The organism is Ruminococcus sp. 8Y-12, from assembly GCF_058119865.1.
The window spans coordinates 4,407,452-4,429,830 of sequence record NZ_CM176623.1 but is presented as its reverse complement, the minus strand read 5'-3'; the positions used below and the strand labels follow the sequence as shown (position 1 = coordinate 4,429,830).

The following is a 22,379-nucleotide window of genomic DNA, read 5'->3' as shown; positions in this document are numbered from 1 at the left end:
TCCGGGTAGCAACGCAAGTAACAGACCTGACTGAACGATTACAAAAGAAGAGGAAGAGAGCGCGGACTCTCTTCCTTTTTATTTGAAAACTTCCCGCAAGTATGATATCCTATAATGTAATCAAATTGGAGGTATTATACCATGAAGCTGACAAAACTTTTAGAGAGGTTGACATATGAGTGCGTGAACGGCAGCGTTGACGTGGAGGTTAAGGATGTGATCAATGATTCCAGGAGAGTGAGCGAAGGCTCGCTTTTCATCTGCGTTAAGGGTGCAGTGACGGACGGTCACACCTATGTTTCCGATGTGGTCGAAAAGGGGGCAAGGGTGCTGGTGGTGCAGGACCCTGTGGAGGCGCCAAAGCATGTGACTGTTATCCGGGTGGAGGACAGCCGCTATGCCATGGCCCTTATCTCAGCAGCCTATTTTGATTATCCGGCAGAAAAGCTGAAGGTGATCGGCATAACAGGGACGAAGGGGAAGACCACAACCACCTACATGGTCAAGTCCATCCTGGAGTCTGCGGGACACAAGGTGGGGCTGATCGGAACCATTGAGGCCATTATCGGGGATGAGGCTATCCCGGCCAGCAACACTACGCCGGAATCCTACACCATCCAGGAATATTTCAGCCGCATGGAAAAGTCGGGTTGTGACTGTGTGGTGATGGAGGTTTCTTCTCAGGGGCTGATGCTTCACCGGACAGCGGGGATTCTGTTTGAGATCGGAATCTTTACCAACATCCAGCCGGATCACATCGGGCCTGCGGAGCATGAGAGCTTTGAGGACTACATGTATTGTAAGGGGCTGCTCTTTAAACAGTGCAGGCTGGGAATCGTAAATGCGGATGACACCCATCTGGAGCAGGTGCTTCAGGGACACACCTGCAGGGTGGAGACTTTTGGTTTTTCCGAAAAGGCGGATTTACGGGCCACAGACACCCAGCTGGTGTCCAGGCCGGGCTACCTGGGGATACGCTATCGGGTGACCGGACTCATGACGCTGGAGGTGGAAATCGATATTCCGGGCAAGTTCAGCGTGTACAACTCTCTCACTGCCATAGCTATCTGCCGCCATTTTGGGGTCAAAAAGGAGGATATCGTCAAAGCGCTGTCCGGGGCAAAGGTAAAGGGACGGATCGAGATGGTCAAGGTGTCGGATGACTTTACTATGATGATTGACTATGCTCACAATGCCATGAGCCTGGAGAGTCTGCTGGGAACGCTGAGGGAGTATAAGCCCAAACGGCTGGTGTGCCTGTTTGGATGCGGGGGCAACCGGGCGAAAGCCAGAAGGTATGAGATGGGGGAGGTGTCGGGGCGGCTGGCGGACCTGACCATCATCACCTCTGACAATCCCAGATATGAGAAGCCGGAGGATATCATAGAGGATATAGTGACCGGAATATCCAGGACGGACGGAGAGTATATAAAAATACCGGACCGCAAGGAGGCTATCGCCTATGCCATTCATCACGGACAGCCGGGAGATGTGATTGTCCTGGCGGGAAAGGGACATGAGGATTACCAGGAGATTGAAGGGAAAAAATATCCCATGGATGAGCGGGTAATGATCCGGGAAATCCTGGAGGAGGATAAGAAAAACAAGTAGTTCGGATAAACAGGAGGATGCATGGAGAAGCTGTATGCGGATGTGATTGTGGATATCACTCACGAAAAATTGGATAAGAGCTTTCAATACCGAGTGCCAGAGCATCTGCGTCAGAGCCTGTGCGTGGGAATGGTGGTTCAGATCCCCTTTGGCAAGGGGGAGAGACGCATCAAAGGATATGTGGTGAGCCTTACGGATGAACCTGCCTGCAGTCTGGAAAAGATGAAAGAGATCCTGGAGGTACTCACGGATACAAGCCCGGTGGAGTCCCGGCTGATAGCGCTGGCCGCTTGGATGAAGGAGTACTACGGTTCTACCATGATCCAGGCCCTGAAGACAGTGATTCCGGTAAAGCAGAGGATAAAGCCCAAGGAGAAGAAAAGCGTTTGTCTGCTCCTGGATGAGGAGGCGGCCAGGGAGAAGCTGGAATTTTACAAAAAGAAGAACCAAAAGGCCAGGTACCGGCTTTTGGAGGCACTGACCCAGGAAGGGGAGCTGCCCATGGAGCTTGTGACCGGAAAGCTGAATATTCAGGCAGCCACTGTACGTACCTTAGAGCAGCAGGGGGTGATCAAGAGCAGAGTCCGTACTATATACCGGAATCCCCTGCACGCCGGAGGGCCTGTGGACTACCATCTCAGACTGAATGAGGAACAGCAGCGGATCGTGGACGCGGTCCTGGAGGAGTGGGAGGAGAGGAAGCATCCGGTGTATCTGGTCCACGGGGTCACAGGAAGCGGCAAGACGGAGGTCTATATGGAGATCATTGCCCAGGCTATCTCAAAGGGACAGCAGGCCATAGTGCTGATTCCAGAGATTGCGCTGACCTACCAGACGGTGATGCGGTTTTACAGGCGCTTTGGTGAGCGTGTCTCCATAATGAATTCCAGACTTACTCCCGGGGAGCGCTATGACCAGTTTGTGAGGGCCAGGGAGGGGGAGCTGGATGTGATGATCGGTCCCAGATCGGCCCTGTTCACCCCTTTCCAAAACCTAGGCGCTATTATCATTGATGAGGAACATGAGGAGAGCTACAAGAGTGAAGCTGTCCCCCGCTACCATGCCAGGGAGACAGCGGTAAAGCGGGCGCAGATCGAGGGGGCCAAGGTCATTCTGGGATCTGCCACCCCCTCTGTGGAAGCATATTACAGAGCGAAAAAGGGGGAGTATACTCTCTTTACTTTGGAAAAACGGGCAAAAGAGAGTGTACTGCCCAGAGTTCACACTGTGGATATGCGAAAGGAGTTAAAGGAGGGCAACCGTTCCATTTTAAGCAGACAGCTGAGAGATATGATACAGCAGAGGCTTGACAAGAAGCAGCAGACCATGCTTTTCTTAAACAGGAGAGGCTACAGTGGTTTCCTCTCCTGCAGGGCTTGCGGAAAACCAATTCGCTGCCCCCACTGCGATGTGTCTCTGTCAGTTCATAGCAGCGGCAGGATGATCTGCCATTACTGCGGATATGAGACAGAGAAGCCAGCGACCTGTCCTCAGTGCGGATCTGCCTTTCTGCGGGGATTCCGTGTTGGAACTCAGCAGGTGGAGGAGCTGGTGCGCAATGAATTTCCAAAAGCCAGGATACTCAGGATGGACATGGACACCACAAGGGAGAAGGACGGGCATGAGAAAATCCTGTCTGCCTTTGCAAATCAGGAAGCGGACATTCTGGTGGGAACCCAGATGATTGTGAAAGGCCATGATTTCCCCAATGTAACCCTGGTGGGTGCTCTGGCGGCGGATATGTCTCTGCATGTGAGTGATTACCGGGCCGGGGAGCGGACGTTTCAGCTGCTGACCCAGGCGGCAGGCAGGGCGGGACGCGGAGAAAAGGCCGGGGAAGTGGTCATACAGACTTATGACCCGGAGAATTACAGCGTGGCTGCTGCTGCGAAACAGGATTACCGGGGGTTTTACGAGCAGGAGATTCTGTTTCGGAAGCTGGCAGGATATCCTCCCGCTGCCCACCTGCTGATCATACACGGCGTGGGGGCGGAAGAAGAATATCTGGAAAAAGCCATGGAGTATTTAAAGCAGTTTATCACCGCTTTGATCAAAAAAGGAAGAGTCCAGACAATAGGACCGGCTCCTGAGACCGTGGCCAAGGTCAATGACATTTATCGCAGAGTCATTTACCTTAAGTATGAGGACGAAAAAATACTGACTATGATCAAGAACAAAGTGGAACAATATATTGAGATGAATGAGGGCTACCGGAAGATAGGCATACAGTTTGACATGAACTGACACTGCAGAAAACATAGAGAGATGGGAGGATGTACAAATGGCAATCAGAAAAATCAGAATCATGGGGGATAAAGTACTCACAAAAAAGAGCAGAGAGGTGACAGAGATGAACGGCCGCACCCGGGATCTCATCCAGGATATGCTGGATACGATGTATGAGGAGATGGGCGTGGGGTTGGCAGCTCCGCAGGTAGGCATCCTGAAAAGAATCGTGGTGATCGATGTGGGAGATGGCCCCCACATTCTAATCAATCCTCAAATTGTGGAGACCTCCGGGGAGCAGTGCGGCACAGAGGGGTGCCTGAGCCTTCCGGGAAAGGCGGGGCAGGTGACCAGACCCATGTTTGTAAAAGCTAAGGCCCTGGATGAAAATATGGAACCCTATGTCCTGGAGGGAGAGGGACTTCTGGCGAGAGCCATCTGCCATGAGTGTGAACATTTGGATGGAATCCTTTTTGTGGAACATGTGGAGGGCGAGCTGATGGATATGGCCGCTATGGAGGAAGAAGAGGAGGAGTAGGCATATGAGAGTGATATTTATGGGAACACCGGACTTTGCGGTGGGCACGTTAAAGGCTCTGCTTGAGTCCAAACACCAGGTGGCTGCTGTGGTTACACAGCCGGATAAGCCCAAAGGCAGGGGAAAGGCCATGCAGTTTCCGCCTGTCAAGGAGGTTGCGGTTCATGCAGGTATCCCGGTTCTCCAGCCTAAAAAAGTACGAGATCCCGAAACCATCCGTCAGTTAGGGCAGATAGAGGCAGACGTGATTGTGGTGGTGGCCTTTGGGCAGATCATACCAAAGGAAATCCTGAGTTTGAAGCCCTACGGATGTATCAATGTCCACGGTTCCCTGCTTCCGAAATACCGGGGCGCGGCGCCCATACAGTGGGCGGTCATTGACGGGGAGACAGAGTCTGGGGTGACGACCATGCAGATGGATGAAGGGCTGGACACAGGAGACATGCTGATGAAGGCAGTAGTTCCCCTGGATGAAAAGGAAACCGGGGGCAGCCTGTTTGAGAAACTGAGCGCCACTGGTGCAAATCTGCTTTTGGAAACCCTGGAGGGGCTGGAAAAAGAAACCATTGTTCCGCAAAAGCAGGGGGAATCCCCCACTGCTTATGCCAGAATGCTGAAGAAAGAGATGGGCTGTATTGACTGGGAAAAGCCGGCTGTGCAGATCGAACGCCTGATCCGGGGGCTCAATCCCTGGCCCAGCGCATATACACATCTGAATGGAAAGACTATGAAGATTTGGGAGGCCAAGGTGCATCAGGGAGAATCCAACAGGGAGCCCGGAGCTGTGACAGAGACAACGAAAGAGGGTATCCTGGTACAGACCGGGGAAGGTCTTCTGGAGATACGCAAGCTTCAGTTGGAAGGGAAAAAACGTATGGATGCAGGTGCATTTTTGAGGGGCTGTGAAGTAAAGGAGGGTACGAAATTATGTTGATGAGCTATGGAGTAAATCATTTTTACGGATACGGAATGGGCGGCTTTGGTTTTCTGTTTGATCCCACCATGATACTGGTTTGGGTGGGACTGATTTTGTCGCTCTTGGCCCAGGCAAAGGTAAAGAGCACCTTCGCAAAGTACGAGCGGGTGCGCAGCGTGTCGGGGATGACCGGAGCGCAGGCTGCTGAGCGGATCCTGCACAGCGCGGGAATCTATGACGTGAGCATTGCCAGGGTGCAGGGCAGCCTGACAGACCACTATGATCCCAGAAGCAAGACCCTGCGCCTGTCCGACAGCACCTACGGTTCTTCCTCAGTGGCGGCTGTGGGGGTGGCAGCCCATGAGTGCGGCCATGCGATCCAGCACCAGCAACACTATGCGCCTCTGGGACTGAGAAGCGCCCTGGTGCCGGCCGCAAATCTGGGATCTACTCTGGCCTGGCCTATTTTCCTGGTGGGCCTCATCGCCTCCCTTCCGTTTTTGACCACAGCGGGGATTGTGCTGTTTAGTTTGGCAGTGCTGTTTCAGCTGATCACCCTGCCGGTGGAGATCAATGCGTCCAGGCGGGCTGTTCAGCTGGTGGAGAGTACCGGAGTGCTGGGAAGTTCAGAGAGCAGCGGGGTGAGAAAGGTGCTCACCGCAGCCGCGCTCACGTATGTGGCCAGCCTGGCCGCCTCTATTTTGCAGCTTTTGCGCCTTGTGATTCTGGCAGGAGGAAGAAACCGTGACTAATGTGATAAATTTGCGGGAGATCATACTCTTAGCATTGATGGAGATCGTGGAGGAGGAAGAATACAGCCATATTGTACTGCGGGATGTGCTGGAGAAGTACCAATATCTGGAGAAGCGGGACCGGTCCTTTATCACCCGGGTGGTGGAGGGGACTTTGGAAAACATGATTCAGCTGGACTATATCATTGAACGCTTTTCCACAGTGCGTGTCATCAGCATGAAGCCTGTGATCCGCACGATCCTCAGAATGTCTGTATATCAGCTGAAATACATGGACAGTGTTCCGGATTCCGCTGTGTGCAATGAGGGGGTAAAGCTTGCTCAGAGGAAGGGGTTTTACAGCCTGAAAGGATTTGTGAACGGAGTCCTGCGCAGTGTGGCCAGAAACCTGGACAAAGTGGAGTATCCGGACGCACGCAAACAGCCTGTGACCTATCTATCTGTCACCTACTCGGTGCCTGAGTGGATCTTGAAGGAATGGCTCTTGGTCTATGATTTTGAAACGGTGGAAAAGATCTGCGAAGACGCCCACCGGGAGCGTATGACCTCCATCCGCTGCAATCTGGATAAAGCGACCAAAGAAGAGATTGTAGAGAGCTTAAAAGACCAGGGCATCACCGTGGAGGAGGTGCCTTATCTGGATTACGCACTGGAGATAGGGGATTACAACTATATGAAGGCTGTGGAGGCGTTTAAAAAAGGGTGGTTCCAGGTTCAGGATGTCAGCTCCATGCTGGTGGCGGAGATCGCGGCTCCCAAATGGGGGGATTACTGCATTGATGTCTGCGCCGCCCCTGGCGGAAAAAGCCTTCACCTATCAGACCAGCTGAAAGGCAGCGGGCATGTGGAGGCCAGGGATGTGTCCGACTATAAGGTCAGCCTCATGAAAGAAAATATTGAACGCATCGGAAATATCAATATGGAGGCGGTTCTGGCAGATGCCACTGTCTTCGACCAGAACTCTGTGGAGAAGGCGGATATCCTGTTGGCGGATCTGCCTTGCTCCGGGCTGGGAGTGATGGGCAGAAAGACGGACATTAAGTATAAGATGACACCTGCAAAGCAGGCGGAGCTGGTAAAGCTCCAACGAAAGATACTGGATACGGTTCACTCCTATGTGAAAAAGGGCGGCACTTTGATTTACAGTACCTGCACCATCGGCGCTCAGGAAAATCAGCTGAATGTCAAGTGGTTTTTGGAAAATTATCCGTTTAAACTGGAGAGCATTGATCCCTATCTCTGCCCTGAGCTGAGGAGCAAGACTACGCAGGCGGGATACCTGCAGCTGCTCCCGGGGGTTCACAGGACCGACGGATTCTTTATTGCGAGATTTAAGAGGGTGGATTGATGGAGAGAACAGATATCAAATCCCTGGACTATGCCCAGGTGCAGCAGGCACTTGCAGATATGGGGGAGAAGACCTTTCGGGCAACACAGGTCTATGAGTGGATACATGTAAAGCTGGCCGAAAGCTTTGAGGAGATGACCAACCTCTCCAGGGCTCTGCGGGAAAAGCTGGCGGCAGCTTTCACCTACACCTGTCTTCAGCCCGTGGAGGTGCTGACCTCCAGGATAGACGGCACACAGAAATATCTGTTTGCCCTTGAGGACGGCAACGTGATTGAGAGCGTTTTGATGCGCTATAAGCACGGGAATTCCGTGTGTATCTCTTCCCAGGTGGGATGCAGGATGGGATGCAGGTTCTGCGCCTCCACCATCGGGGGCCTGACCAGACATCTGCGGGTCTCGGAGATGCTGGACCAGGTCTACCGTATTCAGAAGATTACAGGGGAGAGGGTATCTAATTTGGTGATTATGGGCACGGGCGAACCCCTGGACAACTATGAAAATGTGGTGAAATTCCTGCACATGCTGAGCGATGAACACGGGCTGAACATCAGCCAGAGAAACATCACCCTTTCCACCTGCGGGATTGTTCCAAGGATGCGGCAGCTGGCGGAGGAAGATTTGCAGATAACCCTGGCTCTGTCTTTACACGCGGCTTTTCAGGAGAGAAGGAAGGAACTGATGCCTGTGGCTAACCGGTACGGCCTGGAAGAAGTGATTGACGCCTGCAGGTACTATTTTGACAGGACGGGCAGGAGAATCACCTTTGAGTACAGCCTGGTGGGCGGTGTGAATGACCGGGAATCGGATGCAAAGGCGCTGGCAGATCTGATTGGGGGTATCAACTGCCATGTGAATCTGATCCCTGTGAACCCCATAAAAGAACGGGATTTCGTTCAGTCTCAGAAAAAAGTTATTTTGAATTTTAAAAATAAACTTGAAAAATGCGGAATTAATGTTACTATAAGAAGAGAAATGGGCAGGGACATAAGCGGTGCCTGCGGACAGCTCAGAAAGGGCTATATGCAGCGTCAGCAGGGGGACGCTGTACATATACTGGAGAAAGAAGGAGAGGAAGAACGATGAAATCGTGCTGCGTTACGGATGTAGGGCAAAGAAGGACAACGAATCAGGACTTCGTGTATGCGTCTGAGGAGCCTGTGGGAAATCTTCCGAATCTTTTTGTTGTTGCCGACGGCATGGGAGGACACAAGGCAGGGGACATGGCGTCCCGCTATACCGTGGAGGTGATCCTGGAGAGCGTCCGCATGGACAAGGAACAGAACCCCATCAAGGTCATCCGGAAAGCCATTGAAAAGGCAAACACCAAGGTGTTGGAAAAAGCCAGTCAAGATGCAAATCTGGCGGGAATGGGTACTACAGTGGTGGTAGCCACTGTGATCGGTCATTATATCTATGTGGCGAACGTTGGGGACAGCCGCCTCTATCTGATTCGGGACAAAATTGAACAGATTACAAAAGACCATTCTCTTGTGGAAGAGATGGTCCGCATCGGAGAAATCAACCGGGAACAGGCCAGAAACCACCCGGATAAAAATATTATCACAAGAGCAATTGGGGCCAGAAACAGGATTTCCATCGACTTTTTTGATATGAGGCTGGAGCCTGGGGATGTGATCTTGATGTGCTCCGACGGCCTGAGCAATATGCTGGAGGATAAAGAAATTGAGGATATCATAAAGGATGGCAGGGATCTGCCGGAGACAGCTCTGGCATTGATTGGCAAGGCCAATCAGAACGGAGGCAAGGATAATATTGCGGTAGTTTTGATAGAGCCGCTGACAGGTGAGGTGGAGAGATGTTAAAAGAAGGAATGTTTATCCAGGAGCGATATGAGATAATAAGTAAAATAGGTTCCGGCGGAATGGCAGATGTGTACAAGGCAAAGGACCACAAGCTGAACCGCTACGTGGCGGTAAAAGTACTGAAGCCGGAGTTTCGGGATGACAAAGCTTTTATTTCCAAGTTCCGGGTAGAAGCCCAGTCAGCGGCAGGGTTGGCACATCCGAATATTGTAAATGTCTATGATGTAGGCGATGACAACGGGATATATTTCATCGTTATGGAACTGGTGGAAGGAATCACCTTGAAAGAGTATATCGAAAAGAAGGGACGCCTGGCTGTCAGGGAAGCCACCAGCATTGCAATACAGGTATCTATGGGGCTGCAGGCCGCCCATCACAACAACATCGTACACAGGGATGTAAAGCCCCAGAATATCATAATATCCACGGATGGAAAAGTGAAGGTGACGGATTTTGGGATTGCCAGGGCAGCGTCCTCCAATACCATCAGCTCCAATGTGATGGGTTCCGTACATTACAGTTCCCCGGAACAGGCAAGGGGCGGTTACAGTGATTTCAAGAGCGATATCTACTCTTTAGGTATCACCATGTACGAGATGCTCACAGGACATGTGCCTTTTGACGGGGATACTACAGTGGCCATTGCCATCAAGCACCTCCAGGAAGAGATGCAGTCCCCAAGGAAATACGTTCCGGATCTGCCAAAGAGCACAGTCCAGATCATATATAAATGTACCCAGAAAAGTCCTGACAGGCGCTACAATGATATGGAAGAGCTGATCCGGGATCTGAAAGAATCACTGGTAAACCCGGAGGGTGATTTTGTCCAGATAATGCCTCTGACAAACCATGCGCAGACGGTTGTGATCTCCAAGGAGGAGTTAGACCAGATCAAGCAGGGAAAAGGGGAGGAGACATCCGAAACGGTCCAGGGGGATAGCAGTTACGGCGCTTACGGGCAGGATGCATACGGCAACGAGAACTACGGCCCTTACGGAAACGGATACCAGGGAAATTATGGAAATGAGAATTACCCTGAGGAAGAGGAAGAAGAAAAGTCAGGGGTCAATAAGAAGCTGGAGAAGTTCATGACAGTGGGCAGCATTGTGATCGGTGTGATCATTCTGTTGATTTTTCTCACACTGGTGGGCAGCGCGGTGGGGCTGATTGATCTGAAATTCCTCACAGGCGGAAATAAAAATGATACGGAAGCAGTTACAGAGGGAACGGAAACAGACGCTACCTCAGCCGGAACGGAAGAGACAGTAGCAGTTCCGGATCTGCTGGGAATGACCAGAGATCAGGCTACCGAGGCTTTGAATAAACAGGGCCTGGGCGGCAAGTATGGCGGTGAAAAGGAGTCCAGCGAATATCCTGCAGGACTTATTGTAGAGCAGGACCCCGCGTACGGCACTTCCGTGTCTGTGAATACACCGGTTGTCTACTATATCAGCTCAGGGGCCGGGAGTGTGCCGCTGCCGGATATCTCCGGCATGACCCTGTCGGAGGCACAGCAGGAGCTGAAAAAGTATGAGCTCAAGATCAGCACAGAGTATGCCTACAGCGGTGAGGTGGAGGAGGGACTGGTGATTTCCACCACACCTGGCTTCGGCTCTGATGTGACGGAGGGGGATACCATTACCGTGATAATCAGCAAGGGTCCCCAGGCAGTGGATGAGGGGGACACAGTGAATATACCCAGTGTTCTGGGAAAAGGCTCCTCCCAGGCCAGAAGCGAGCTGGAGGATTTGGGCCTGTATGTGGAGATTACGGAGGAATACAGCTCAGACTATGATGAGGGCCTGATCATGAAACAGAGTATTTCTTCAGGAACAGAAGTGACAAAGGGCACCACCATAGAACTGACGGTGAGCATCGGTCCCCTGGAGACAGAGGATGTGGGAGGCAACCAGAATGCCAATGCAACCTACGTCTGCAATGTGGATCTGAAGGCGCCCAGTAATTACAGCGGGGAGCCCGTTAAGATTGTGATTGAGCAGGACGGGAAGTCCACAACAATATTGGATGGGCAGGCAGTGACCTTCCCATACCGTTTGACCTGGACAGGAACCTCAGACAGTCTTGGAACTGCTTATATCTATGTGACAAATAATGACGGAAGTACCACCACGGTTCGCTATGATGATATTCCGTTTACACAGGTGAATTGATTTCATGCAGGGAAAGATAATAAAAGGAATTGCCGGATTCTACTACGTTCACGTGGCGGAATCCGGAATTTATGAGTGTAAGGCAAAGGGAATTTTCCGCAAGGATAAAACAAAACCCCTGGTGGGCGACAATGTGGAGCTGGATGTGCTGGATGAGGAGAACAGAATCGGGAATATGACCCGGATACTGCCCCGGAAAAATCAGCTTATTCGCCCTGCCGTGGCTAATATTGATCAGGCGCTGGTCATCTTTGCGGTTCTGCAGCCAAAGCCGAATTTTAATTTATTGGATCGGTTTCTAATCATGATGGAGCACCAGCAGGTGGATACCATCATTTGTTTTAATAAAAAGGATATTGCGTCCGGCCAGGAAGCGGATGAGCTGCGTGACATCTACGAAAAGTGTGGATGCAGGGTGTTGTTCACCAGCGCCTTAGAAAATGAAGGGATTGGCTGTATTCTGGAATTGTTAAAGGGGAAGACTACTGCTGTGGCCGGTCCTTCCGGAGTGGGCAAGTCTTCTATCATCAATATTCTGCAGCCAAAGGCGGAGATGGAGACCGGGGAGATCAGCCGTAAAATTGACCGTGGGAAGCATACCACCCGGCACTCTGAGCTGATCACCATTGATGAGAATACGTATATTATGGATACGCCAGGGTTTAGCTCTATGTACATGGAAGGACTTGAGAAGGAGGAGCTAAAGGAGTGCTTTGCAGAGTTTGGAGAGTATGAGCCTTACTGCCGTTTTCAGGGCTGCATGCATATCCATGAACCGGACTGCGGGGTAAAGCAGGCGTTGAAAGAAGGAAAGATAAGTCAGGTGCGCTATGATAACTATGTGGCGCTTTACCAGGAACTGAAGGATAGGAGGAAGTACTAGAATGAACATTTTGTCACCATCCATATTGGCAGCGGATTTTTCCAGACTGGGAGAGGAGATCACCGCTGCGGACAGGGCCGGGGCTCAGTATATCCACATAGATGTGATGGACGGAAATTACGTGCCCAGTATTTCACTGGGAATGCCGGTTATCCAGTCCGTGCGGGGCGTCACGGATGCGGTGTTTGACGTGCATCTGATGATTGCAGACCCGGACCGGTATATACCGGATTTTGCCGCCTGCGGGGCTGACATCATCACTGTCCATGCGGAGGCTTGCAGACATCTGGACCGTACCATCCAGCTTATTCACAGCCTTGGGAAAAAGGCAGGGGTATCCTTAAACCCGGCTACAGATTTAAGCGTTCTGGAGTACGTTTTGGATCAGGTGGACATGGTGCTGCTGATGACAGTAAACCCGGGGTTCGGAGGACAGAAATACATCCCCTACTGTACTGGAAAGATTGCCAGACTGCGGGGTATGATTGAGGAGCGTGGCCTTTCGGTGGACATTGAGGTGGACGGAGGGATCAACAGGGATACGGTTTCGGAAGTACTGAATGCCGGGGCAAATGTGATTGTGGCTGGTTCCGCGGTGTTTGGCGGGGATACGGAAGAAAATGTCAGGTATTTCCTAAAGATTCTGGAAGATCATGAGAGAAGATAAGAAAAAGGGATGCAGGGCGCTTATTGTGAGCGGTGGACGGATTGAGCCGGATTTTGCCCTGCAGTTCATAGAGGATAACACCTGGGACTGTCTCATTGGGGCAGACAGGGGAATTGAATTCCTGCGCCGTGTAGGATTCACGCCTACCCACATAGTGGGGGACTTTGACTCCTCCGGCGAGGAAGCCCTGGAATATTTTCGGGAAAAGGGACAGAGTGAGATATACACCTTTTGCCCGGAAAAGGACCTGACTGATACACAGATCGCTGTTGAGCTGGCTATGAAGCTGAGATGCGACAACATCTGCATTCTGGGAGGGAACGGGGCCAGAGTTGACCATATGCTGGCGAATATAAGAACCCTGGCGCTGCCTGCGCGATCCGGGATCGAGTGCTTTCTGGTGGACGCCCACAACCGCATCCGCCTGCTGAACCGGGGGATTCGTCTGCGCAGGGAGGAACTGTTTGGAGACTATGTCTCCTTCTTTGCCCTGGGGGAGACTGTGAGGGGTGTTACCCTGAAGGGGTTCCGGTATCCCCTAAATGACTATAATATGACAGGAACAGACCCAATCGGCGTCAGCAATGAGCTGACAGGGGAGGCTGGGGAGGTGTCATTCGACAACGGAATGCTACTTATGGTGGAAAGCAGGGATGAAAACCACTAAATATAGGGTTTTTTGGCGAACCGTGTCGATGAGTTCCTTGGCGAAAGGGTTGCTTTTTTGTCGGTTCCTGTGCTAAACTGATATTGTTAAGAGATTGCTAAGAGAGAAAGGAAATTACCAATGAAGCTAGGTATCGTAGGTTTACCCAATGTAGGAAAGAGTACATTATTTAATTCTTTGACAAAAGCTGGAGCAGAGTCGGCAAATTATCCATTCTGTACCATTGACCCAAATGTGGGAGTGGTTGCTGTACCGGATGAGAGACTGAAGCTTCTTGCCGACTTATATGATTCTGCAAAAGTGACGCCGGCAGTTATCGAATTTGTGGACATCGCAGGCTTAGTTAAGGGAGCATCAAAAGGAGAAGGCCTGGGAAACCAGTTTCTGGCAAATATCCGGGAAGTGGACGCCATTGTACATGTGGTGCGCTGCTTTGAGGATGCCAATGTAGTTCATGTGGATGGAACCGTGAATCCTATGAGGGATATCGAGACCATCAATTTAGAGCTGATTTTTTCCGACATCGAAATCCTGGAGAGAAGGATCGCTAAGGTGGCCAGAGGGGCCAGAAACGACAAGGCTCTGGCAAAGGAACAGTCTTTCCTGGAGCGGCTGAAGACGTGGCTGGAGGAAGGAAATATGGCCATTGGGTTTGAACCCCAGGATGATGAGGAGGAAGAGTGGCTGCCGTCTTACAATCTCTTGACAGCGAAGCCGGTGATCTTTGCCGCCAATGTGGCGGAGGATGATCTGGCAGACGACGGCGCGTCCAATCCTTATGTAAAGCAGGTGAGAGAATATGCGTCACAGAACAAATGCGAAGTGTTTGTGATCTGTGCGCAGATTGAACAGGAGATTGCAGAGCTGGAGGAAGATGAGAAAAAGATGTTTCTGGAGGACTTGGGGCTGGAGGAATCCGGCCTGGAAAAGCTGATTAAAGCCAGCTACAGCCTCCTGGGACTCATCAGCTATCTGACAGCAGGAGAGACAGAGACCAGGGCATGGACCATAAAGTGTGGCACAAAGGCTCCCCAGGCCGCAGGTAAGATCCACTCCGATTTTGAGAGGGGCTTTATCAGGGCTGAGGTGGTCAACTACCGGGATCTTTTGGACTGCGGTGCCTATTCCGCAGCCAAAGAAAAAGGTCTGGTAGGCCTGGAAGGCAAAGAGTATGTGGTTAAAGACGGAGATGTTATTCTGTTCAGATTTAACGTATAAGTTCAGGAATTGAGACAGAGAGGCGTATTATGGACAAAAATATTAATTTCCCACATCTGGGAATCTACTTGGACAATGTAGGCAAGAATTTATCTGTTTTTGGATTTGAGATTGCTTACTATGGTATTACCATAGCGGTTGCAATGCTGGCTGGAATGTGGCTGGCAATGCGTGTAGCGAAGAAGACAAATCAGAACCCGGATACTTATTTTGATATGGGGATGATTGCCATTGTATGCGCGCTGATTGGTGCCCGAGCTTTTTATGTAATATTTGCATGGGATACGTACAGAAACGATTTGCTGAGTATCTTTAACTTCAGGCAGGGGGGACTGGCGATTTACGGAGGAGTGATAGCTGCTCTGATTGCGGTCTATGTATTTGCCAGGGTAAAGAAGCTGAAGTTTTGGCAGCTGGTAGATACTGCCTGCATAGGTCTTGTGCTGGGACAGATAATAGGACGGTGGGGAAACTTTTTCAATCGGGAGGCGTTCGGCGGGTACACAGACAGCCTGCTGGCTATGCAGCTTCCTTTGAATGCGGTGTATTCCTGGGACGTCACAGGGCCGATGATGGACCATTTGCAGACCGTAAACGGTGTGCAGTACATTCAGGTCCATCCCACCTTTCTCTATGAATCCCTGTGGAATGTGGGGGTGCTCATACTGCTGCTGGTGTGGACAAAGCGCAAAAAGTTTCAAGGAGAAGTGTTCATGCTGTATTTGCTGGGGTATGGCCTAGGCCGCGCGTGGATCGAGGGTCTGCGTACTGACCAGCTGTTGATACCAGGACTGGGCTGGCCTGTCTCACAGGCGTTGTCCATTGTACTGGTGATTGTTTCTGCAGTGGTAGTCATTGTCAAGAGGAAAACCAACAAGGTAGATTAAGGTACGGGAGAGACACATGAATAGATTAGAAGACTTGAAGATAAAAATCGAAGAGGAACGCGGTAAGTTAGATAAATTAGTGGAAGAGATGAAGCTGGAGGAAAGCTACCGTCAGAGTGTGCTGCTGGATGGGCTGATCGAGGAGTATATTTGTTTGACAACATGACTTGAGTCTGTTTCTTATATCATAGGAAAGTCCTTCGGAATTCCCTATGATATAAAAAGCCCTCCGGGCGGGATCGCACTGCGGCAGAGTGGAAGATGGCTGCCGGGGCAGCCCCGCCGCAGGCGGAGAATCCTGCGCGCAGGATTCTTTTTTAACAGTCTGTGCAGTCATGTACAGACCTTCCAATAGCAACATGCATCTCATTATAAAGCCGGGGCAGATGGCATTACGTCATCTGTCCCGGCTGTTTTCATGCAAAAATCCTCCACTTTGCTCCACTGGGGGTGGAAATAATTACCAATAACTTTAAAGGGAGTTTGGAATCGGGAAGAAACTGCCTATCTTGTATCAAGAAAAAAACAGGCACACAATATATGGTAAAGAATGCGGAAAATCCCGCAAATATGGGCTTTTTAAGGAATAAAGGGTCAAAAAATTAAAAAAACTTTTCCTTGTTTTTTTCTTCGAAATGGGATATTATAGTCACATAAGTGGTGAAAAGTGGTGGAAGGTGGTGCCAAATGGCAGAGCCGGTGGGGCACTTTCCCGAAGGCAGGTGTAGTCGTATGTTTATGGGAGAATACAATCATAGTGTTGATACCAAAGGCAGACTGATCATCCCTTCCCGATTCAGAGACGAGCTTGGCGACGAATTTGTGGTTACAAAGGGGCTGGATGGATGCTTATTTGTGTTTCCCAATAATGAATGGCAGGCCTTCGAAGAAAAACTGAAGACTTTACCACTTACAAACAAAAGCGCAAGACAATTCGCACGTTTCTTTGTAGCAGGCGCAACACCGTGTGAGCTGGACAAGCAGGGGAGAATTCTCTTACCACAGACACTGAGAGAATTTGCTGGTCTGGAAAAAGATGTAGTGCTGACCGGTATGCTGAATAGGATTGAAATTTGGAGCAAAGCCAAATGGACTGAGAATAATTCCTATGACGATATGGATGATATCGCAGAGCAGATGACAGATTTAGGTTTAAGCATATAGCCTGGGGAGGACGATATGGAATTCAAACACAAATCTGTACTGTTGGATGAGACAATAGAAGCTCTGAACATAAAGCCGGACGGTATCTATGTAGATGGAACTCTGGGCGGTGGCGGCCATTCTTATGAGATTTGTCGCCGGCTGTCTGACAAAGGACGCCTAATCGGAATTGATCAGGATGCAGCGGCGATCGAAGCGGCAAAAGCGCGCTTAGGGGAGTTTAAAGATAAAATAACGATCATACGCAGTAATTATTGCGATATGAGAAAGGAACTGGCAACTATAGACGTAGCAGCAGTAGACGGAATCATTTTGGACCTGGGAGTATCCTCCTACCAACTGGATACGGCAGACCGCGGCTTCACTTACAGGGAAGATGCTCCGCTGGACATGAGAATGGACCAGCGCCAGAGTATGACGGCAAAAGACATTGTGAACGGATACGGCGAAATGGAGCTGTACCGCATCATCCGCGACTACGGGGAGGACAAGTTCGCGAAAAATATTGCCAAACATATTGTGAGTGCAAGACAGGAAAAAACAATTGAAACAACTGGGGAGTTAATTCAAATTATAAAAGCGGCGATACCGATGAAAGTCCGGGCAGTAGGAGGTCACCCGGCCAAAAAGACATTCCAGGCCATCCGAATTGAGTTGAACAGGGAGTTGGAGGTACTTAGAAACTCTCTTGATGATATGATAGACTTGCTGAATGACGAAGGAAGAATCTGCGTCATCACCTTTCATTCACTGGAAGATAGGATTGTAAAGAATATCTTCCGGAAAAATGAAGATCCGTGTACCTGTCCCAGAGACTTTCCGGTCTGCATTTGCGGCAAGAAGCCCAAGGGCAGAGTAATTACCAGAAAGCCCATTGTACCGGGGGAGGAGGAGCTTCAGGAAAACAAAAGAGCTAAGAGTTCAAAACTCCGCGTATTTGAGCGGAGATTCGAGTAAGCAGTAAAGGGGAGATTGCTATGGGGAGAACAGCAGGTTACAGCAGAAAGAATTACAATTACAGAATGGACCCCTACATAGAGGGGAATACCGTACGTAAGCCTGACAGGGTACAGCGCCCGGAAAGGCCTGTGCGGGAAGAGCGGATGAAACCTGCCGTAAGCCGGAAGACCCGCAGAAATAGAGAAAAAGCGCTGCAGATCAATTTAGGCTATGTGGCCTTTCTGACAGCAGCGGCAGTGGCAACACTGTTTGTGTGTGTAAGGTTTCTGAAGCTTCAGGCTGAGAGCACTGCCTATTTAAAGACAGTGACCTCTCTGGAAAGCCAGCTTGCCACACTGAAGATGGACAATGATGCGGACTATGAGAGGACCATATCCTCCGTAGACCTGGATGAGATCAAGGACATCGCTATCAATGAACTGGGAATGGTTTATGCAGACGAAGGTCAGGTGATCACATACGACAGTCAAAGCGGCGATTATGTCAGACAGTATGAGGAGGTACCTTCAGAGTAGGTGAACAATGGCGAGAAAAAAAAGAAAAAAGAGAGAACGAAGGTTCAGTAAAAAAATGCAAATAAAGCTTATGGCTATATTTGCATTCATTTTATGCATGCTGGTGGGGCTGAATATCCGTATTGCCTACATTATGGCAAAGAGCGGGGATAAGTACGCGAAGCAGGTACTCTCCCAACAGCAGTATGACAGCAGGACGCTGCCCTTTAAGAGAGGGGAGATTCTGGACAGAAACGGCAATGTACTGGCAAAGAGTGAAAAGGTGTACAATGTGATCCTGGACTGCTATGCGGTCAACGGGGATAAGGAGTACGTGGAGCCAACCGTGAAGGCCCTGGTGAATACCCTGGGATTAGATGAGACAGACATTCGCAGCCGCCTGACCTCTGAGGAGACAAAGGACAGCCAGTACCAGATCCTGAAAAAAAAGATTACAAAGGATGAGAAAGATGCCTTCGAAGAGTACGCCTCAACGGATAAGGATAAAAAAATGTCGGATGAGGAGAGGCGGGAGAAGGAAAAGATTCAGGGGGTTTGGTTTGAGGAGCAGTACGAGCGCCAGTACCCCATGAACAATCTGGCCAGCAATGTGGTAGGATTTTCCAATGATAACAGTGACGGAATCTGCGGCCTGGAGTCCTACTATACGGAAGTGCTCAACGGGGTCAATGGCAGAGAGTTCGGATATCTGAATGAGGATTCGGAGCTGAAGCGCACCCTGATTCAGCCGGAGAATGGAAACAGCATTGTCAGCACACTGGATGTGAATATCCAGCAGATTGTGGAAAAATATATCACAGAGTTCGATGCTGAGTACGCGGACGGCCCCAGTGAGAGTGCAAAGGGGCATGGAAGCAAGTATACGGCTGTTATTGTGGGAAATCCCAACACAGGGGAGATCTATGCCATGGCCACAAACCATGACTTTGATCTGAATAACCCCCAGGACCTCAGTGAGTGGTACACAGAGACAGAGCTGGATGCTATGGATGAGAAGTCCACAGTGGAAGCACTCAACGGCATGTGGAGCAATTACTGTGTGTCTGAGGCATTTGAGCCTGGTTCCACCTTTAAGCCCGTGACCGTCTCCGCAGCCCTGGAAACAGGGGCGGTGGGGGAAAATGACACCTTTGTGTGCGATGGCGGTGAGTTTGTCACTGACACGCAGATCAAGTGTGACAATATATACGGACACGGGACTGAGACCACCAAGGATGCAATCAAAAATTCCTGCAATGATGCGCTGATGCAGATTGGATTCAGGCTGGGAATCGCGGACTTCTGCAAATATCAGAGGCTCTTCAATTTCGGAAGCAGCACAGGCATTGATCTGCCCAACGAGAATCCGGGAATTCTCTATTCTCAGAGCGCCATGCATGAGGTGGAGCTGGCAACCAATACCTTTGGACAGGGTTTTACCTGTACCATGATTCAGGAGTGGGCCGCCTTCTCGGCAGTGGTGAATGGAGGCTACTATTACCGGCCTCACATGGTCAGACAGGTGCTGGATGAAAACGGCGGGGTAGCCAAGACCATTGACCCGCTTCTGCTGCTTCAGCCTATTTCCACCAAGAGTTCCTCCGTTTTGAAGGAGGCGCTGGAGATGGGTGTCCGGGAGGGAACTGGTACAAAGGCCCAGGTCCCGGGGTACCGGGTTGGAGGAAAGACGGGTACTGCGGAGAAGATTGATCCGGAAACCGGTAAGCGCGCTCCGGGCAAATACCTGGTGTCTTTCATCGGGTGTGTACCCGTGGATGACCCCCAGGTGGTAGTCTACGTGGTCATTGATGAGCCGAATGTGCAGGATCAGGCCTCCGGAGGATACGCACAGATCATTTCCAGAAAAATCATGATGGAGATTCTGCCATACCTGAATATCTACCAGACAGAGGAGATTACACAGGAACAGCTGGACACTCTGGAGATGACCATGGAGGAAGCGGAGGCAGGCAGAAAGCTTGAGACGGATCAGACACCGGAGACCGACGAGTACGGAAATGTGATCGAGACGCAGGAGACCGATGAGAACGGTAACCCGGTGCAGGATGATTCCTGGAATCTGGGAGACGAAGAAAATCCTGTGGTGGAGAATCCCAATATTGTATCTCCCCCTGAAAACAACGGGGAAAATGTGGAGACTGAGGAGAGTGAAGCGGGAGTTACCAATGAAGATTTAAATATTCCATAAATAGAACCTCATAAAAGCTGGCGTTTGCTACTATATTTATAGAAAAGCTTTTATGAGGTTTTTTATGCGAAAAATGAAGACTTACCATAAAAAGAAGATACTGGTGGTTTTTTGTCTCTGCTTTCTGGTATTGGTGTTTCTCATTGGAAGGCTGGGGTATCTCATGCTTTTTGAGTCTGAATACTACAGTCAAAAGGCAGAGCAGCTCCATGAGAGGGAGCGGGATATCAAGGCTGCCAGGGGGAAAATCATAGACGCCACCGGGACGGTCCTGGCCACAAACAAGACGGTGTGTACCATCTCCGTCATACATAGCCAGCTCAAGGATAAAGATAAGGTGGTTCAGGTGCTGGCTAAGGAATTGGAGCTGGATGAGGAGACTGTGCGAAAGAGGGTGGAGAAGGTCAGCGCTATTGAGCGGGTCAAGACAAATGTGGAGAAGGAAGTGGGGGATAGGATACGGGAATATGACCTGGCAGGGGTGAAGGTGGACGAGGATTTCAAGCGCTACTATCCATTTGACAGCCTGGCCTCTAAAGTACTGGGATTTACAGGGAGTGACAATCAGGGAATCATCGGCCTGGAGGTCATGTACGAGGATGTGCTTCAGGGGTCTCCGGGCAAGATTTTGACCATGACGGACGCCAGGGGGGTGGAACTGCCGGATGCAGGTGAGAGCAGGCTGGAGCCCGTAAATGGGAAAAACCTGCACATCAGCCTGGACGCCAATATTCAGGAGTATGTGGAGCAGGCAGCACACCAGGTTATGGAACAAAAAAGCGCGGACAGTGTATCCATTATGCTGATGAGGCCTCAGAACGGGGAGATTTTGGCAATGGTCAATGTGCCGGAATTTGACCTGAATGATCCGTTTACCCTCACGGTGGACAGCAGCGGCATGACAGATGAGGAGAAGCAGGATGCCTTAAACCAAATGTGGAGAAACGGGTGCATCAACGACACCTATGAGCCTGGTTCTACCTTCAAGATTATCACCGCTGCCGCAGGGCTGGAGGCTGGTGTGGTGAGTCTCAATGACCAGTTTTCCTGTCCGGGCTTCAAGATTGTGGAGGACCGGCGGATACGCTGTCACAAGGTGGCGGGACACGGAGGAGAGACCTTTCTTCAGGGGGCCATGAATTCCTGTAACCCTGTTTTCATTGAGGTGGGACTGAGGCTGGGGATTGACAATTACTACAGCTATTTTGAAAAGTTTGGCCTTAAGGGAAAGACAGGGGTGGATCTGCCCGGTGAGGCGGCCACCATCATGCATAAGAAGGAGAACATGGGATTGGTGGAGCTGGCCACCGTGTCCTTTGGGCAGTCCTTCCAGATCACCCCCATGCAGCTGATTACTACAGCCAGCTCCATCATCAACGGCGGCAGGCGCGTGACGCCTCACTTCGGCGTGGAGGTGCGGGATGATGAGGGGACCCTGTACAAGACACTTCAGTATCCCCTGGGCGACAGGATCGTGTCAGAGGAGACTTCGGAAACCATGCGCTACATTCTGGAGCAGGTGGTGGACGGGGGATCAGGCAAAAATGCCTATATTGCCGGATACCACATCGGAGGTAAGACAGCCACCTCGGAAACCCTCCCCAGAAGCGCCAACAAGTACATCTCCTCCTTCCTGGGCTTTGCCCCTGCCCCCGACCCTCAAGTGATCGGCCTTGTGGTGATCAATAATCCCCAGGGAACCTACTACGGAGGAACCATAGCAGCTCCGGTGCTCAAGGGAATTTACGAGAATATACTTCCCTATCTGGAAATCCCAAGAGATGAGGTGCCAGAGACGGAAAGTGAAGAATAGTGGTTGATAAATATGGCAAAAAGAATTATA

At 50.7% G+C, this 22,379-nt stretch carries 20 protein-coding genes; all 20 read left to right on the top strand.

Going from position 1 to position 22,379, the window contains the following annotated elements; genetic code table 11:
- Positions 1-141 precede the first annotated feature (141 nt).
- The 20 genes from AC0THY_RS17900 to AC0THY_RS17805 all read left to right on the top strand — a co-directional run bounded on the left by AC0THY_RS17900 (position 142) and on the right by AC0THY_RS17805 (position 22,349).
- On the top strand, positions 142-1,611 hold the full coding sequence (locus tag AC0THY_RS17900) for a UDP-N-acetylmuramoyl-L-alanyl-D-glutamate--2,6-diaminopimelate ligase (RefSeq protein WP_489991955.1): 1,470 nt from the start codon (positions 142-144) through the stop codon (positions 1,609-1,611).
- 21 nt (positions 1,612-1,632) lie between these two features.
- A complete protein-coding gene (gene priA, locus AC0THY_RS17895; RefSeq protein ID WP_489991954.1) occupies positions 1,633-3,855 on the top strand; it encodes a replication restart helicase PriA in 2,223 nt (740 codons plus the stop codon).
- Positions 3,856-3,892: 37 nt separating this feature from the next.
- Positions 3,893-4,375 (top strand): peptide deformylase, encoded by a 483-nt coding sequence (gene def, locus AC0THY_RS17890; RefSeq protein WP_489991953.1) that lies wholly within the window; start codon positions 3,893-3,895, stop codon positions 4,373-4,375.
- A 4-nt stretch (positions 4,376-4,379) separates the two neighbouring features.
- A complete protein-coding gene (fmt, locus tag AC0THY_RS17885) occupies positions 4,380-5,309 on the top strand; it encodes a methionyl-tRNA formyltransferase (protein ID WP_489991952.1) in 930 nt (309 codons plus the stop codon).
- Positions 5,303-6,043 (top strand): zinc metallopeptidase, encoded by a 741-nt coding sequence (locus tag AC0THY_RS17880; RefSeq protein WP_489991951.1) that lies wholly within the window; start codon positions 5,303-5,305, stop codon positions 6,041-6,043. Before fmt ends, AC0THY_RS17880 begins: the two co-directional genes overlap by 7 nt.
- On the top strand, positions 6,036-7,391 hold the full coding sequence (rsmB, locus tag AC0THY_RS17875; RefSeq protein WP_489991950.1) for a 16S rRNA (cytosine(967)-C(5))-methyltransferase RsmB: 1,356 nt from the start codon (positions 6,036-6,038) through the stop codon (positions 7,389-7,391). The genes AC0THY_RS17880 and rsmB overlap by 8 nt, the downstream gene beginning before the upstream one ends.
- Entirely contained in the window at positions 7,391-8,476 is a 1,086-nt protein-coding gene (gene rlmN, locus AC0THY_RS17870; RefSeq protein ID WP_489991949.1) for a dual-specificity RNA methyltransferase RlmN, read from the top strand. Before rsmB ends, rlmN begins: the two co-directional genes overlap by 1 nt.
- Positions 8,473-9,216, top strand: a complete 744-nt coding sequence (locus tag AC0THY_RS17865; protein WP_489991948.1) for a Stp1/IreP family PP2C-type Ser/Thr phosphatase — start codon at positions 8,473-8,475, stop codon at positions 9,214-9,216. The genes rlmN and AC0THY_RS17865 overlap by 4 nt, the downstream gene beginning before the upstream one ends.
- Positions 9,210-11,387 carry a Stk1 family PASTA domain-containing Ser/Thr kinase gene (gene pknB / locus AC0THY_RS17860; protein WP_489991947.1) on the top strand — a complete coding sequence of 726 codons (2,178 nt, stop codon included), beginning with the start codon at positions 9,210-9,212 and terminating at the stop codon, positions 11,385-11,387. The genes AC0THY_RS17865 and pknB overlap by 7 nt, the downstream gene beginning before the upstream one ends.
- Before the next feature lie 4 nt (positions 11,388-11,391).
- Positions 11,392-12,270 carry a ribosome small subunit-dependent GTPase A gene (gene rsgA, locus AC0THY_RS17855; protein WP_489991946.1) on the top strand — a complete coding sequence of 293 codons (879 nt, stop codon included), beginning with the start codon at positions 11,392-11,394 and terminating at the stop codon, positions 12,268-12,270.
- A gap of 1 nt (position 12,271) precedes the next feature.
- The gene (gene rpe, locus AC0THY_RS17850; protein WP_489991945.1) at positions 12,272-12,937 is read left to right on the top strand and encodes a ribulose-phosphate 3-epimerase; all 666 of its coding nucleotides are present in this window, start codon (positions 12,272-12,274) and stop codon (positions 12,935-12,937) included.
- Positions 12,924-13,604: a thiamine diphosphokinase gene (locus AC0THY_RS17845; RefSeq protein WP_489991944.1), complete on the top strand. Its 681-nt coding sequence runs from the start codon at positions 12,924-12,926 to the stop codon at positions 13,602-13,604. Before rpe ends, AC0THY_RS17845 begins: the two co-directional genes overlap by 14 nt.
- Positions 13,605-13,724: 120 nt before the next feature.
- Positions 13,725-14,822, top strand: a complete 1,098-nt coding sequence (ychF, locus tag AC0THY_RS17840; protein WP_489991943.1) for a redox-regulated ATPase YchF — start codon at positions 13,725-13,727, stop codon at positions 14,820-14,822.
- A gap of 29 nt (positions 14,823-14,851) precedes the next feature.
- Positions 14,852-15,709 (top strand): prolipoprotein diacylglyceryl transferase, encoded by an 858-nt coding sequence (gene lgt, locus AC0THY_RS17835; protein ID WP_489991942.1) that lies wholly within the window; start codon positions 14,852-14,854, stop codon positions 15,707-15,709.
- Positions 15,710-15,725: 16 nt separating this feature from the next.
- Entirely contained in the window at positions 15,726-15,875 is a 150-nt protein-coding gene (locus tag AC0THY_RS17830) for a hypothetical protein (protein ID WP_489991941.1), read from the top strand.
- 566 nt (positions 15,876-16,441) lie between these two features.
- Entirely contained in the window at positions 16,442-16,873 is a 432-nt protein-coding gene (mraZ, locus tag AC0THY_RS17825; RefSeq protein ID WP_489994219.1) for a division/cell wall cluster transcriptional repressor MraZ, read from the top strand.
- A gap of 15 nt (positions 16,874-16,888) precedes the next feature.
- Positions 16,889-17,830: a 16S rRNA (cytosine(1402)-N(4))-methyltransferase RsmH gene (gene rsmH / locus AC0THY_RS17820; protein ID WP_489991940.1), complete on the top strand. Its 942-nt coding sequence runs from the start codon at positions 16,889-16,891 to the stop codon at positions 17,828-17,830.
- 20 nt (positions 17,831-17,850) lie between these two features.
- Entirely contained in the window at positions 17,851-18,348 is a 498-nt protein-coding gene (locus tag AC0THY_RS17815; RefSeq protein ID WP_489991939.1) for a cell division protein FtsL, read from the top strand.
- A gap of 70 nt (positions 18,349-18,418) precedes the next feature.
- The gene (locus tag AC0THY_RS17810; RefSeq protein WP_489991938.1) at positions 18,419-20,536 is read left to right on the top strand and encodes a peptidoglycan D,D-transpeptidase FtsI family protein; all 2,118 of its coding nucleotides are present in this window, start codon (positions 18,419-18,421) and stop codon (positions 20,534-20,536) included.
- A gap of 64 nt (positions 20,537-20,600) precedes the next feature.
- A complete protein-coding gene (locus AC0THY_RS17805; protein ID WP_489991937.1) occupies positions 20,601-22,349 on the top strand; it encodes a peptidoglycan D,D-transpeptidase FtsI family protein in 1,749 nt (582 codons plus the stop codon).
- Positions 22,350-22,379: the final 30 nt, after the last annotated feature.

Bases quoted from the DNA above. Each gene is read 5' to 3' on its own strand.
- AC0THY_RS17900 (WP_489991955.1), top strand. From the start codon at position 142: ATGAAGCTGACAAAACTTTTAGAGAGGTTGACATATGAGTGCGTGAAC.
- priA (WP_489991954.1), top strand. From the start codon at position 1,633: ATGGAGAAGCTGTATGCGGATGTGATTGTGGATATCACTCACGAAAAA.
- def (WP_489991953.1), top strand. From the start codon at position 3,893: ATGGCAATCAGAAAAATCAGAATCATGGGGGATAAAGTACTCACAAAA.
- fmt (WP_489991952.1), top strand. From the start codon at position 4,380: ATGAGAGTGATATTTATGGGAACACCGGACTTTGCGGTGGGCACGTTA.
- AC0THY_RS17880 (WP_489991951.1), top strand. From the start codon at position 5,303: ATGTTGATGAGCTATGGAGTAAATCATTTTTACGGATACGGAATGGGC.
- rlmN (WP_489991949.1), top strand. From the start codon at position 7,391: ATGGAGAGAACAGATATCAAATCCCTGGACTATGCCCAGGTGCAGCAG.
- AC0THY_RS17865 (WP_489991948.1), top strand. From the start codon at position 8,473: ATGAAATCGTGCTGCGTTACGGATGTAGGGCAAAGAAGGACAACGAAT.
- pknB (WP_489991947.1), top strand. From the start codon at position 9,210: ATGTTAAAAGAAGGAATGTTTATCCAGGAGCGATATGAGATAATAAGT.
- rsgA (WP_489991946.1), top strand. From the start codon at position 11,392: ATGCAGGGAAAGATAATAAAAGGAATTGCCGGATTCTACTACGTTCAC.
- rpe (WP_489991945.1), top strand. From the start codon at position 12,272: ATGAACATTTTGTCACCATCCATATTGGCAGCGGATTTTTCCAGACTG.
- AC0THY_RS17845 (WP_489991944.1), top strand. From the start codon at position 12,924: ATGAGAGAAGATAAGAAAAAGGGATGCAGGGCGCTTATTGTGAGCGGT.
- ychF (WP_489991943.1), top strand. From the start codon at position 13,725: ATGAAGCTAGGTATCGTAGGTTTACCCAATGTAGGAAAGAGTACATTA.
- lgt (WP_489991942.1), top strand. From the start codon at position 14,852: ATGGACAAAAATATTAATTTCCCACATCTGGGAATCTACTTGGACAAT.
- AC0THY_RS17830 (WP_489991941.1), top strand. From the start codon at position 15,726: ATGAATAGATTAGAAGACTTGAAGATAAAAATCGAAGAGGAACGCGGT.
- mraZ (WP_489994219.1), top strand. From the start codon at position 16,442: ATGTTTATGGGAGAATACAATCATAGTGTTGATACCAAAGGCAGACTG.
- rsmH (WP_489991940.1), top strand. From the start codon at position 16,889: ATGGAATTCAAACACAAATCTGTACTGTTGGATGAGACAATAGAAGCT.
- AC0THY_RS17815 (WP_489991939.1), top strand. From the start codon at position 17,851: ATGGGGAGAACAGCAGGTTACAGCAGAAAGAATTACAATTACAGAATG.
- AC0THY_RS17810 (WP_489991938.1), top strand. From the start codon at position 18,419: ATGGCTATATTTGCATTCATTTTATGCATGCTGGTGGGGCTGAATATC.
- AC0THY_RS17805 (WP_489991937.1), top strand. From the start codon at position 20,601: ATGCGAAAAATGAAGACTTACCATAAAAAGAAGATACTGGTGGTTTTT.